General features: G+C 43.1%; 10 protein-coding genes. All 10 read left to right on the top strand.

What is annotated here, in order from left to right; all coding sequences use genetic code 11:
• The first annotated feature begins 17 nt into the window (after positions 1-17).
• Entirely contained in the window at positions 18-1163 is a 1146-nt protein-coding gene (locus AC1TO6_RS04850) for a 1-deoxy-D-xylulose-5-phosphate reductoisomerase (RefSeq protein WP_482100471.1), read from the top strand.
• Positions 1164-1206: 43 nt separating this feature from the next.
• Positions 1207-2472, top strand: coding sequence for an RIP metalloprotease RseP (gene rseP / locus AC1TO6_RS04855; protein ID WP_482100472.1), 1266 nt, complete (start codon positions 1207-1209; stop codon positions 2470-2472).
• Positions 2473-2576: 104 nt separating this feature from the next.
• Positions 2577-4283 carry a proline--tRNA ligase gene (locus tag AC1TO6_RS04860; protein WP_482100473.1) on the top strand — a complete coding sequence of 569 codons (1707 nt, stop codon included), beginning with the start codon at positions 2577-2579 and terminating at the stop codon, positions 4281-4283.
• Between the two features lie 68 nt (positions 4284-4351).
• On the top strand, positions 4352-8662 hold the full coding sequence (locus AC1TO6_RS04865) for a PolC-type DNA polymerase III (RefSeq protein ID WP_482100474.1): 4311 nt from the start codon (positions 4352-4354) through the stop codon (positions 8660-8662).
• Positions 8663-9021: 359 nt separating this feature from the next.
• The gene (gene rimP / locus AC1TO6_RS04870) at positions 9022-9498 is read left to right on the top strand and encodes a ribosome maturation factor RimP (protein WP_482100475.1); all 477 of its coding nucleotides are present in this window, start codon (positions 9022-9024) and stop codon (positions 9496-9498) included.
• A 22-nt stretch (positions 9499-9520) separates the two neighbouring features.
• Positions 9521-10708, top strand: coding sequence for a transcription termination factor NusA (nusA, locus tag AC1TO6_RS04875; protein ID WP_482100476.1), 1188 nt, complete (start codon positions 9521-9523; stop codon positions 10706-10708).
• Between the two features lie 19 nt (positions 10709-10727).
• Complete coding sequence (gene rnpM, locus AC1TO6_RS04880; protein WP_482100477.1) at positions 10728-11006, top strand: RNase P modulator RnpM; 279 nt, start codon at positions 10728-10730, stop codon at positions 11004-11006.
• Positions 11003-11380, top strand: coding sequence for a YlxQ family RNA-binding protein (locus AC1TO6_RS04885; protein WP_482100478.1), 378 nt, complete (start codon positions 11003-11005; stop codon positions 11378-11380). The genes rnpM and AC1TO6_RS04885 overlap by 4 nt, the downstream gene beginning before the upstream one ends.
• Positions 11328-13847 (top strand): translation initiation factor IF-2, encoded by a 2520-nt coding sequence (gene infB / locus AC1TO6_RS04890; protein ID WP_482100479.1) that lies wholly within the window; start codon positions 11328-11330, stop codon positions 13845-13847. Before AC1TO6_RS04885 ends, infB begins: the two co-directional genes overlap by 53 nt.
• Positions 13844-14122, top strand: coding sequence for a DUF503 domain-containing protein (locus tag AC1TO6_RS04895; protein ID WP_482100480.1), 279 nt, complete (start codon positions 13844-13846; stop codon positions 14120-14122). Before infB ends, AC1TO6_RS04895 begins: the two co-directional genes overlap by 4 nt.
• The last annotated feature ends 3 nt before the right edge of the window (positions 14123-14125 follow it).

Consider the following 14125-nt stretch of genomic DNA (forward strand, 5'->3'; position numbering starts at 1 on the left):
GGAAAGGATGTCTTATGATGAAGAATATTAGTTTATTAGGTGCTACAGGATCCATTGGTTTACAGACGCTCGATATCATCGGTTCGAACCCTGAGAAATTTAAGCTCGTATCTTTTTCGGCTGGTTTGAATATTGATAAGGTACGGGAAATTGTTTCTGCGTTTCAACCGAAAACGGTATCGGTAATAAGACGAGAAGATGCTGAGAAGTTGCAAGCTGAATTCCCGAGTAGTCACTTTTTATACGGCGAAGCGGGTTTGATTGAAATCGCAGGGCACACAGGCGCTGACATTTTGGTTAACTCAGTTATTGGAAGTGTGGGACTCAAACCTACACTTGAAGCAATACGTGCGGGAATTACAATTGCTATCGCCAACAAGGAAACGCTTGTAGCAGCCGGGGATGTCGTTATGAATGAAGCTCGTAAACATGGTGTACCCATTTTACCGGTAGATAGTGAACATTCAGCGCTTTTCCAAGCATTGAATGGAGAAAATCCTAAACGTGTCTCTCGGCTTATTTTGACAGCGTCAGGAGGGAGTTTCAGAGATCTTACAAGAGATGAACTTACAAATGTGACCTTAGAACAGGCACTTGCTCATCCGAATTGGTCTATGGGGAACAAATTAACAATAGATTCAGCGACAATGATGAACAAAGGTCTTGAAGTAATCGAAGCCCATCATCTTTTTGGAATGCCTTATGAAAGAATAGATTGTTTACTTCATAAGGAAAGTATTATCCATTCCATGGTTGAGTTCGAAGATACAAGTATTATGGCTCAACTGGGGTCACCAGATATGCGAGTTCCTATTCAGTACGCCTTAACGTTTCCAGATCGAATCCCAATGCAAAACGCAAAACCGCTTCGTCTTGAGGAGATTGGCAAGCTCCATTTCGAAAAAATGGATTTAGTCCGTTTCAAAGCATTGGCGCTTGCCTATGCAGCCGGTAAAGAGGGTGGGACAATGCCAGCAGCCATGAATGCAGCGAATGAAGTAGCGGTATCGCTATTCATGAATGGACGCATACCTTTTGTACAGATTGAAGACATTATTGAACGAGTGATGGACACGCATCGAACAAGTTCTGCTCTGGAACTAGAATCGATTTTAGAAACGGATTCACTGACTCGAAAAATGGTGTATGCTATGATAGAATAAGTTTTTTAGAAAAGGCCAATAAGGTCAGTGAAGGTGGTTTTTTATGGAAACCGTTATAGCGTTTATCATCATATTCGGTTCTTTGGTCTTTTTTCATGAACTAGGACATTTCCTGTTTGCGAAAAAGGCGGGAATCATGGTGCGCGAATTTGCAATTGGATTCGGCCCTAAAATTATTGGAATTCAAAAAGGTGAAACTTTATATACAATCCGACTTCTGCCGCTTGGCGGTTATGTCAGAATGGCAGGAGAAGATTTCGATACGGTTGAATTACAACCGGGTTATCGCGTTGGTCTTCTGATTAATGCTTCTAATGAAGTTGAAAAAATTTATTTGAACCGTAATGTTGCAAATCCAGATGTTCTGTTTCTGGAAACAGAATCCTCAGATTTGGAAAAAGAACTATTCATTGAAGGATATGATGATGAAGGGCAGCTAGTACGTTATAACGTATCTAGAAAGGCTATCATTTTCGAGAAAGGGCAGAAGACACTTATTGCCCCATACGACCGTCAATTTGAATCGAAATCTGTTGGCGCTCGGGCGATGGCTATTTTTGCAGGTCCTTTGTTTAACTTTATTTTATCTTTCTTCATATTCCTTGCAATCGGTTTGTTACAAGGCGTTCCAACATATGAACCTATTATTTCGGACGTCATAAGTGAGGGTTCCGCGCAAAAAGCTGGAATGCAAGATGGAGATTATGTCAAAGCAGTTGACGGCAATCCAATTAGCACATGGCAGGAGTTTGCTGCTATCATTCAAGAGAGTGCCGGCGTGCCTCTCCAATTTGAAGTGGATCGAAGCGGCGATTTGCTGACGCTGGATGTTGTGCCAGACACAGTTAAAGTTAAAGAGTCGGGAGAAGAAATCGGCCAAATCGGTGTGCGCTATACAAGCCCGGTGATTAAAAATCCGCTGAAAGCAGTTCAATATGGAGCGGAAGAAACGGTAACTTGGTTTGTCAGGATATTTGAATTACTGGGTATGCTTGTAACAGGTAAGTTCACAATTGACGCTTTATCGGGTCCAGTTGGCATTTACAAAGCGACGGAGGAAGTCGCGCAATACGGCGTATACCAACTCATGAACTGGGCAGCAATCTTAAGCATCAACCTTGGAATTATGAACCTACTACCATTACCAGCACTTGACGGTGGAAGGTTGTTGTTCTTCTTACTGGAAGCCATTCGCGGCAAGCCAGTCGACAAACAAAAAGAAGGAATGGTACATTTTGTCGGGATTATGCTCCTGATGGTACTAATGCTGGTTGTAACCTGGAATGATATACAGCGCTTTTTCTTCTAATGAAAGTAGTAAAAGTAGACATACAGCTCTGAAGCAATTCAGGGCGTTGACGTCTAGCCAATAGATCAGGATTTCAAAAACATTACTTGAGGTGGGAAACATAGATGAAACAATCACGAACATTCATACCAACAATGCGTGAAGTACCTTCTGACGCTGATATTATTTCACATCAGTTACTCTTACGTGCAGGATTTATCCGCCAAAATACGAGTGGGGTATATTCCTTCCTTCCACTTGGCACTAAAGTGATTCGGAAGATTGAATCGATTATCCGCGAAGAAATGGAAGCGATTGAAGCCGTAGAAGTATTGATGCCTGCTTTGCAACAAGCCGAACTTTGGCAGGAAACGGGAAGATGGTTTAATTACGGACCTGAGTTGTTTAGACTGAAAGATCGTCATAATAGAGAATTTGCTCTAGGAGCAACGCATGAAGAAGTGATTACTTCTCTCGTCCGTGACGAAGTGAAATCCTATAAGAAGTTACCGCTTACGATGTTCCAGATTCAAACAAAGTTTAGAGACGAACAGCGCCCACGTTTTGGCCTTCTTCGAGGACGCGAATTCATCATGAAAGATGCGTATTCTTTCCATGCGACAGAAGAAAGTCTTGACGAGAAATACCAGGAAATGAAACAAGCCTATGTGAACATCTTCACAAGACTCGGCCTCGATTTCCGCGCTGTTTTGGCAGATGGTGGTTCAATCGGCGGAACAGATACGCATGAATTTATGGCGCTATCTGATATCGGTGAAGACACCATTGCATATAGTGACGCATCATCATATGCAGCCAATGTTGAAATGGCTGAAGTCAATATGCCATATAAAAAGATTGACGAAGATTTACAAGAAGTCGAGAAAGTTGCGACCCCTGAACAACGTACGATTAGCGATGTAGCTACGTTTTTGGACGTTGACGCATCGCGTATCATTAAAACGCTTGTTTTTAAAGCAGATGATGAACTAATTGCAGTGCTGTGCCGTGGGGATTATGAAATTAATGATATCAAGCTTAAAAACGCGCTTGGTGCAACACTTGTGGAACTTGCTAGCGAGGTTGAGGTTCAAGAACTTCTTTCTTGTGAAGTTGGTTCAATCGGTCCTGTTAAATTGCCAATTGATCTTAAAGTAATTGCAGATCACTCAGTTGCGTCCGTCGTGAATGGTGTCTGCGGCGCGAACGAAGATGGATTCCATTTAACGAACATCAATCCTGAACGCGATTTTGCAGTTGATCGCTATGCGGATCTTCGATTCATCCACGAAGGAGATATTTCTCCAGATGGAACTGGTACAATTAAGTTCGCTAAAGGAATTGAACTTGGACATATCTTTAAGCTAGGGACGACTTACAGCGAACCGATGGAAGGAACATTCCTTGATGAGAACGGCAGGGCTAAACCGTATATCATGGGTTGTTATGGTATTGGTGTATCCCGTATACTTGCAGCAGTCGCAGAACAGTTCAATGACGAGAATGGTTTGAAATGGCCTAAGAAGATTGCCCCATTTGATATCCATCTCATTACTGTGAATGTCAAAGATGACAGTCAGAAAGAATTGGCCGATGAATTATATACTATTTTGGAATCTTACAGATATGATGTTCTCTATGATGATCGCCCTGAACGTGTGGGAGTCAAATTCGCTGATTCAGATTTGATTGGCTTGCCAGTCCGGATTACAGTTGGAAAGAGAGCTTCTGAAGGAATTGTTGAAGTTAAATTCAGACAAACTGGTGAATCGGCTGAATGGCAAAAAGAAGAACTTACCGAAAAACTACAGGCGTTCTTCACAGCGGAATAAGTTAGAGGAGGGAAGGCCGCACATCGGTACTTCCCTTCTTTTTCACTAATGAAAGATTGGAGAGGCTTATGGACGCTTTAAATAAATTATATATATTGTTACAGCAAATCGGAATGACAGATGACCAATTTGTCATCCACTTTGAAAATGCAGAACTGAACCGTGTGAACATTCACCGGAAATCAAGAGTGTGGCAATTCAATATAACTTTAAATAAGCCACTACCGGTAGATATATATACAATTTTTTCTCAGCGCATAAATGAAACATTCTCAGCTATCGCAACGGTCAAGATTCATATATCGTCTGAAACCCAAGATGTGGACAACAAGTTAATCACAGACTATTGGCCGTTTATTATTGAAGAAATGAGCGACATGTCCCCACCGATTAGAGAGCGGCTGATAAGCCAAAAGCCGGTTATGCAAGGTGGTAAAATGACGCTACTTTGTACAAGTGATATGGAACTGCAAACGATGAAAAGTAAATACGCTTCTATCATTTCGGATGTCTACACTTCATTCGGTTTTCCAAGACCTGCCGTCGATTTCAAATTGACAGAGGAAGATAGTGGTGCCAAAGATGCGCGTAAAGCATTTGTTGCACAACGTGATGCAGAAGAAGAAGCGTATGGTCAAAAAGCGTTAGCTGATTTGAAACTGCGTGAAACAACCAAGAAGGAAAATGGTAATGTTTCTGGACCATTCAGACTTGGTACACCTATCAAACCTGACGAGCCAATGTTGGAAATTCAACAAATTCAAGATGAAGAACGCCGAGTGACAATTGAAGGGTATGTGTTTGATACGGACGTGCGTGAATTGCGCAGCGGAAGGTCACTCCTGACAATCAAAGTGACCGATTACACGGATTCCATTCTTGTGAAAATGTTCTCGCGGGATGATGAAGATGCAGAAATGATGAAGACTTTGAAAAAAGGAGCTTGGATTCGTGCGCGTGGAGGTATTCAAAACGATACATTCGTACGCGACCTTATTATGATGGCTCAAGATGTTATGGAAGTATCACCTATTATAAGACAGGATAAAGCACCAAAGGATCGTAAACGCATTGAACTACATGCACATACAACGATGAGTCAGATGGATGCAGTTGTCTCCGCAACAGCTCTTGTTGAACAAGCAGCAAAATGGGGACATCCTGCCATCGCGATTACAGATCACGCGAACGTTCAATCATTTCCGGAAGCTTATTCTGCAGGTAAGAAAAATGGCGTAAAAGTTATTTTTGGACTGGAAGCATATTTAGTGGATGACGGAGTACCGATTGTTTTTGAAGAACAACACCGGAAGCTTGAAGAAGATACATATGTTGTATTTGACGTTGAGACGACAGGGCTTTCTGCGGTATATGACACCATTATCGAACTGGCTGCGGTCAGATTGAAAAACGGTGAGATTGTTGAAACGTTTGAGAGGTTCTCAAATCCGCATCATCCCCTGTCATCTACCACTACAAAACTTACTGGTATTACAGATGAAATGGTAAAAGATGCACCGGAAATCGGGGATGTCGCGAAGGATTTTATTGAGTTTATCGGAGATTCAATTCTTGTTGCACACAATGCAAAATTCGATATGGGCTTCTTTTACGAAGCATGTAAGAAATCTAGTTTAGAAGCAGCTGCTTATCCGGTCATAGATACGCTTGAACTCGCTCGCTTCCTTTATCCAGAAATGGGGAATCACCGGTTGGGTACGTTGGCGAAAAAGTTTGGAATCGAGCTAACACAGGCTCACCGGGCCATTTATGATACCGAAGCAACTGCCCATCTATTTTTACGTTTGTTGAAGGATGCGCAAGAGAAAGGCATCGAATACTTGGATGATTTTAATCGCCATATTGGTAAAGGTGATTCTTACAAACGAGCGAGGCCGTCGCATTGTACACTATTAGCAACGGATGACGAAGGGTTGAAAAATTTATTTAAACTCGTGTCTTATTCCCATATGGATTATTTTTACCGGGTTCCACGCATTCCGCGTTCTTTACTCGTCAAGTATCGAAAAGGTTTGCTCGTCGGCTCTGGTTGCGACAAAGGGGAAGTGTTCGAGGGGCTGATGCAGAAACCGATGGATGAGGTAGAGGAGATTGCAAAGTTTTATGATTACCTTGAAGTCCATCCCAAACCGGTTTACTCACATCTCTTAGAACTTGAATTGATTCGCGATGAGTGGAACATGGAAGATATCATGCGAAAAATGATCAAACTCGGGAAAAATACTGGTCTCCCGGTATGTGCAACAGGGAATGTCCATTATATTGACGAAACGGATGCAACTTTCCGTCAAGTGCTTGTTAGATCGCAAGGGGGAGCCAATCCCATGAACAGGCACTCACTACCGGCGGTCCAATTTCGGACAACCGATGAAATGCTTGAGGAGTTCGCGTTTCTTGGAGAAGAAATCGCGCAGGAAATAGTCATTGATAATCCACATGCCATTTTGGAGAGAATCGGTGAGGTAAAACCGATTAAAGATGACTTATACACGCCGACCATTGAAGGGGCGGACGATGACGTTCGAGAATTGACATATTCGATGGCACATGGAATATACGGTGAGCAGTTACCCGAAATCATCGAGGCACGCATTGAAAAAGAGTTAAAGTCAATCATTGGTCATGGGTTTGCGGTCATATATCTAATATCCCATAAACTTGTAAAGAAATCACTGGATGACGGGTATCTTGTGGGATCTCGGGGATCCGTTGGTTCTTCACTAGTCGCAACACTGATGGAGATAACTGAAGTGAACCCAATGCCGCCGCATTATGTTTGTCCTACGTGTAAAGTTGCGGAGTTTTTCGATGATGGGTCCGTCAGTTCAGGCTACGATTTACCTGATAAAATGTGTCCAGCATGCAAGACCGCATTCAAAAAAGATGGTCAAGATATACCGTTCGAAACTTTCCTAGGTTTTAATGGCGATAAAGTTCCGGATATCGATTTAAATTTCAGCGGTGATTATCAAGGGAAGGCACATAACTATACGAAGGAACTTTTTGGCGAAGATTTTGTCTATCGCGCAGGGACAATCGGTACGGTTGCGGAAAAGACTGCTTATGGTTACGTCCGTGGTTATATGAATGACAACAATTTGAATTTCCGTGGAGCAGAAATAGACCGACTCGTACAAGGTTGTTCAGGAGTTAAACGGAATACAGGGCAGCATCCAGGTGGAATAATCGTTGTTCCTGATGATATGGAAATATTTGATTTCACGCCTATCCAATTTCCTGCGAATGACTTGAATTCAAGTTGGAAGACGACTCATTTTGACTTCCATTCAATCGACAACAACTTGTTGAAACTTGATATTCTAGGTCACGATGATCCAACAATGATTAAAATGTTGCAAGATCTCTCGGGAATTGATCCATTGACGATTCCACCGGATGATGAAGGAGTCATGCAATTATTCAGTGGTACAACTTCACTTGGTGTCACACCGGATCAAATCGGATGTAAAACAGGAACGCTAGGCGTACCTGAATTCGGAACGAGATTTGTACGCCAGATGCTTGAAGAAACAAAACCATCAACATTTTCGGAACTGATTCAGATTTCAGGGCTATCCCATGGAACTGATGTCTGGTTAGGCAACGCACAGGAATTGATTCAAAATAAGACATGCGAACTTTCCGATGTTATCGGTTGCCGGGATGATATAATGGTGTACTTAATCTATCAAGGGTTAGAGCCTTCGATGGCATTTAAAATTATGGAATCTGTTCGTAAAGGTAAGGGACTTACTCCTGAGTTTGAGGCGGAAATGAAGGTTCAGGGTGTGCCGCACTGGTACATTGAATCATGTAAAAAAATTAAATATATGTTCCCGAAAGCGCACGCAGCGGCCTATGTACTAATGGCACTGCGCATCGCATATTTCAAAGTGCATCATCCGATACTATACTATGCAACGTATTACACAGTACGGGCGACTGATTTCGATTTGTTGTCGATGACGAAAGGTTCTGCCTCTATACGAGCACAAATTAAAGAGATTAACGTTAAAGGCCTGGACGCAACACCAAAAGAGAAAAGCTTATTAACCGTACTTGAAATTGCACTTGAAATGTGGGAGCGCGGAATTACATTGGCGAGACCTGACTTATACAAATCTGATGCAGCGACATTCCTAATTGAAGGTAACACACTAATTCCTCCGTTCAATGCCGTCCCGTCTCTTGGGACGAATGTAGCTAATTCGATCGTAGAAGCCAGGAAAGATGGAGAGTTTCTTTCAAAAGAGGATTTCCAGCAGCGTGGCCGTGTTTCGAAGACAATTGTCGAGTATATGGACACTTTAGGTTGTTTGGAAGGAATGCCTGAGGCGAATCAACTTTCCCTCTTCTAGCACATTATTTGCTACATCATTTATCCTATGGTATGATGGGAACAACTTTTGTAATAGTCTTGCGCAAAAAGAGTGGGATTTCCCGCTCTTTTCTGTTGTTCTGTACTGTTTTTTACCAAAGTCGGAGGGGAGTCTAAATTCATTTTCGACTTTGGTTAAAGCTTCCGGCGGATGCCACGGATTTTGTAGGGAAGTTAATCGTGCACGTAGCTGCATGATGCAGGTTGGTTGGCTAGGTGGAATTGAGTTTCAATCCCCCTGGTTGTCGCAGAGATGCGACGTTTCTAGACTAACTTCTCTACTTAATCTGGTCGCAAATACGCCGAGGCGTATTTGATTACTATTTCGGGAGGGGTAAGATGAGCAATATTACGGAAGAAGTCGAAAAACTCGTTATTCCAATTGTTGCAGAACTGGACTTGGAACTTGTCGACGTGGAATTTATAAAAGAAGGCAGAGATTGGTTTCTACGAGTCTATATTGATACACCTAACGGGAGCATCGATATTGAGCAATGTTCTCAGGTGAGTGAAAAGTTAAGTGAAGAACTTGATCGTACTGATCCGATTCCACAAAACTATTTCCTAGAAGTATCATCACCTGGTGCAGAGCGTCCGTTGAAGAAGGAAGAAGACTTCCTAAAAGCAATTGGACAATTCGTATTCATTAAGACGTACGAGGCCATCGATGGCATGAAAGAATTCGAAGGTTATCTGTTAGCATACGGTCCTGAAGGCGCAGAAGTTGAAGTAAGTATTAAAACAAGAAAATTGACGGTCGTTATTGACAAGGAAAAAATCGCATTTGCCCGTTTGGCAATCGACTTTTCCGCATAATTGAATAGTAGGAGTGATTAATATGAGTAGTGATCTACTCGATGCATTGACTGCCCTTGAAAAACAAAAAGGTATTTCAAGGGATGTCTTGGTAGAAGCGATTGAAGCGGCACTAGTAACTGCATATAAACGAAATTTCAATCAGGCGCAGAACGTGCGAGTTGACTTGAATCTTGATAAAGGGACGATGAAAGTTTATTCCAGAAAAGATGTCGTCGAAGAGGTTGAAGATGATCGTTTACAAATCAGTCTTGAAGATGCACATAAAATCAATCCTGCCTACGAACTTGAAGATATTGTTGAGGAAGAAGTAACTCCGCGCGATTTTGGTCGCGTTGCTGCGCAAACTGCTAAGCAGGTTGTCACACAGCGAGTGCGGGAAGCCGAGCGCGGTATCATCTTTGAGGAGTACGTCGACAGAGAAGATGATATCGTCAACGGTATTGTTGAACGGCTTGACGCTCGTAACTTATATGTCGGCCTCGGTAAAGTGGAGGCTGTATTGCCGGTTGGTGAACAGATACCGACTGAAACTTATCAGCCCCATGACCGAATCAAAGTGTATATTACAAAAGTTGAACGTACATCACGCGGTCCGCAAGTGTTTGTCTCAAGAACACATCCCGGACTTCTCCGTAGATTGTTTGAAGTTGAAGTGCCTGAAATCTTTGAAGGAATCGTAGAAATCAAATCGATTGCACGAGAAGCGGGAGACCGTTCCAAAATTTCAGTTCATACGAATAATGATGCAGTAGATCCGGTCGGTTCATGTGTAGGTGCAAGAGGTGCCCGGGTACAATCGATTTCAAATGAACTGAATGGCGAGAAAATTGATATCGTCGAATGGTCCGAGGATCCGGCTATATTTGTGGCAAATGCACTTAGTCCTTCGAAAGTAATTGATGTTCAGGTAAACGAAGAAGATCGATCTACCACTGTTGTGGTTCCTGACTATCAATTGTCACTTGCAATAGGTAAGCGCGGACAGAACGCAAGACTCGCGGCTAAGATGACTGGTTGGAAAATCGACATTAAGAGTGAAACGGATGCACGTGAACTAGGAATTTATCCGCCAGCTTTCAAAGAGCCGATTGAAGAGAGTCTGTTAGAAGAAGAGTCAACTGAAATCGATCCATATTTTGTTGAGGATGATGCTACAGAAATTAGTAGTACCGATTCAATCGATCTGTATACGGACAACGAAAACTGAAAAGAAAGGATGAGCACACATGACAAACATGAAAAAAGTTCCTTTACGTAAATGTGCGGCGACTGGCGGTATGTTCCCGAAAAAGGAAATGATTCGTATCGTCCGCCCAAAAGAAGGGGAAGTTTCAGTCGATCTCACTGGCAAGAAGTCAGGCCGTGGGACATATGTGTCTAAATCCGAAGAAGCAGTTGAATCCGCGCGTCGTAACAGATCGATTGAAAGCCAGCTTGGAACAGCTGTACCTGAACAGGTATACGATGATCTTCTTCATGCTATCCGCCGGGAGGCATTAAAATGACAGATCCGAAAAGGATTTATCAAATGCTTGGAATGGCGGCTAGAGCAAGGATGCTTATCATGGGTGAAGATTTGGTTGTACGGGAAATTCGTTCCGGCAACGCGCGTCTAGTAATTGTTTCAGAAGATGCATCTAAAAATACAATGAAAAAGTTAACTGATAAAAGTACGTTTTACAACGTTGAGAAGCATGTCTTCGGGAATCGAGAAGAGCTCGGGCATGCAGTTGGGAAAGAGTCACGGGTAGTACTTGCCCTAACGGATGCTGGTTTTGCCAGGAAAATATCCGGGCTACTCAACGAATATAACCGGGGGTGGACTAATGACGAAAATTCGAGTACACGAATATGCGAAAAAAGTGAATCGGTCGAGTAAAGAAGTTATTGATGAATTAGGAAAGATAAATGTGAGTGTGTCAAATCATATGTCAACAATTGATAATGATGTAATTACGAAACTGGATAGTAAATTTGGAGGCAATGTGAATAAACCAAATGCCCCTAAAGTATATCCAAAAGCTGCTGAACGAAAAGAAACGCCAAAAGCTGCACAATCTGCTAGCGGCAACCGTCCAGCACAAGGCTCAACAGGCGGCAACCGCCCGTCACAAGGCTCAACAGGCGGCAACCGCCCGTCACAAGGCTCAACAGGCGGCAGCCGTCCGTCACAAGGCTCAACAGGTGGCAACCGTCCAGCACAAAGCTCAACAGGTGGCAACCGTCCAGCACAAAGCTCAACAGGTGGCAACCGTCCGGCGCAAGGCTCTACAGGCGGTAACCGTCCAGCACAAGGCTCTACAGGTGGTAACCGTCCAGCACAAGGCTCTACAGGCGGCACCCGTCCGGCGCAAGGCTCAACAGGTGGCAACCGTCCAGCACAAGGCTCAACAGGTGGCAACCGTCCGGCGCAAGGTGCGCCAGGTGGCCAAAACCGTCCAAGTTCTGGCGGACCAAGCCGACCGGCAGGCGGAGCACCAAACCGCTCAGGTGGAGGTCGTGGTGGACGTCCACCAGCACGTGGTATAAACCAAGGGCGCAGAAGATATCGTCCGGCCAACCCGATTCCGAAGGTAGAGAAACCATTACCGGAAAAAATTACTTACTATGAGTCGCTTTCAGTAGCAGAACTTGCGAATAAACTAGGTCGTGAGCCATCCGCTATTATTAAAAAATTATTCATGCTTGGTATTATGGCTACAATCAACCAAGAACTCGACAAAGATGCGATTGAACTTATCTGCGCAGACTACGAAGTTGAAGTAGAAGAAGAAATTCGTATTGATGTAACTGATCTTGAAACATATTTTGAAGAACATGAAGAAGTTGCAACTGAACTAATTGAACGTCCACCAGTTGTAACAATCATGGGTCACGTAGACCATGGTAAAACAACACTTCTGGATTCGATTCGACATACAAAAGTTACGCAAGGCGAAGCGGGTGGAATTACTCAACATATTGGTGCATACCAAATTGAAGAGAATGGCAAGAAAATAACTTTCCTTGACACACCAGGTCACGCAGCATTTACGACAATGCGTGCACGTGGAGCAAAAGTGACTGATATTACAATTCTAGTTGTTGCAGCGGATGATGGTGTTATGCCACAAACGATTGAAGCCATCAACCATGCAAAAGCGGCTGATGTTCCGATTATCGTTGCAGTAAATAAAATGGATAAACCTTCTGCAAATCCCGATCGTGTTATGCAAGAATTGACAGATCAGGGTCTTGTAGCTGAAGCTTGGGGCGGCGATGCAATATTCGTACCAATTTCAGCGTTGAAAGGTGAAGGGATTGACCAGTTGATAGAAATGGTCCTTCTCGTTGCTGAAGTTGCTGAACTCAAAGCGGATCCAAAAATCCGTGCACGCGGAAGTGTTATTGAAGCATCACTTGACAAAGGACGCGGAGCCGTTGCAACGCTTCTTGTACAAGACGGAACACTTCATATTGGAGACCCAATTGTTGTAGGTAACACATACGGTCGTGTTCGCGCAATGGTGAGTGATATCGGCCGCCGTGTGAAAGAAGCAGGACCATCTACACCGATCGAAATTACTGGGCTAAGCGACGTACCACAAGCAGGAGATCGTTTTGTTGTCTTTGAAGATGAAAAAACAGCACGTCAAATCGGAGAAACAAGAGCCGGTGAAGCGCTGCAAGATCAACGTGTTGAGAAAACGCGTGTCACGCTCGATAACCTGTTCGATCATATGAAACAGGGTGAAATTAAAGAATTGAACTTAATCGTTAAAGCGGACGTACAAGGTACGGTTGAAGCGATGGCCTCTTCACTTATGAAAATTGAAGTCGAAGGTGTTAACGTGAAAATTATCCATACAGGTGCCGGCGCGATTAATGAATCTGATATATCTCTTGCTGCTGCTTCGAATGCTATCGTTATCGGATTTAACGTTCGTCCTGACGTCAATGCGAAACGTGCGGCGGACGAAGAAGGCGTAGACATTCGACAACATCGTGTTATCTATAAAGTAATTGAAGAAATCGAATTGGCAATGAAGGGTATGCTAGACCCTGAATACGAAGAAAAAGTTATCGGACAAATTGAAGTGCGCGAAACAATTAAAGTGTCTAAAATCGGTACGATTGCGGGAAGCTATGTAACGAGTGGTAAAATTACTCGTGATTCAAGCGTTCGTATTGTTCGCGACAACATCGTCATTTTCGAAGGTGAAATTGATACTTTGAAACGCTTTAAAGATGATGCAAAAGAAGTGGCAAAAGGATACGAATGTGGTATTACAATCAAGAAATTTGATGATATACATGTCGGTGATGTCATTGAAGCATTCATTATGGAAGAAATTAAACGAGTATGATTGTCTATGCGGAATGTTCATTCTTCATTCCGATGGCTGCTTCTCTAAAAGACAAGCGGTCAGTTTTGAAACGGATGACAGACAGAGTGAAAAATGCTTATAATGTCTCCATTGCAGAAATAGATCATCAAGACTTGTGGCAACGTACAACAATCGCTCTGGTTGCCGTTGCTTCATCAAAAGATGCAGCTGAGCGTGAAGTCAGACGAGCGATACGGTTCCTGGAGTCAAATCCGGACTGGGAATTATCCAACTTGACGCTTGACCATTATTAATAC

The organism is Sporosarcina sp. Y352 (assembly GCF_056786535.1).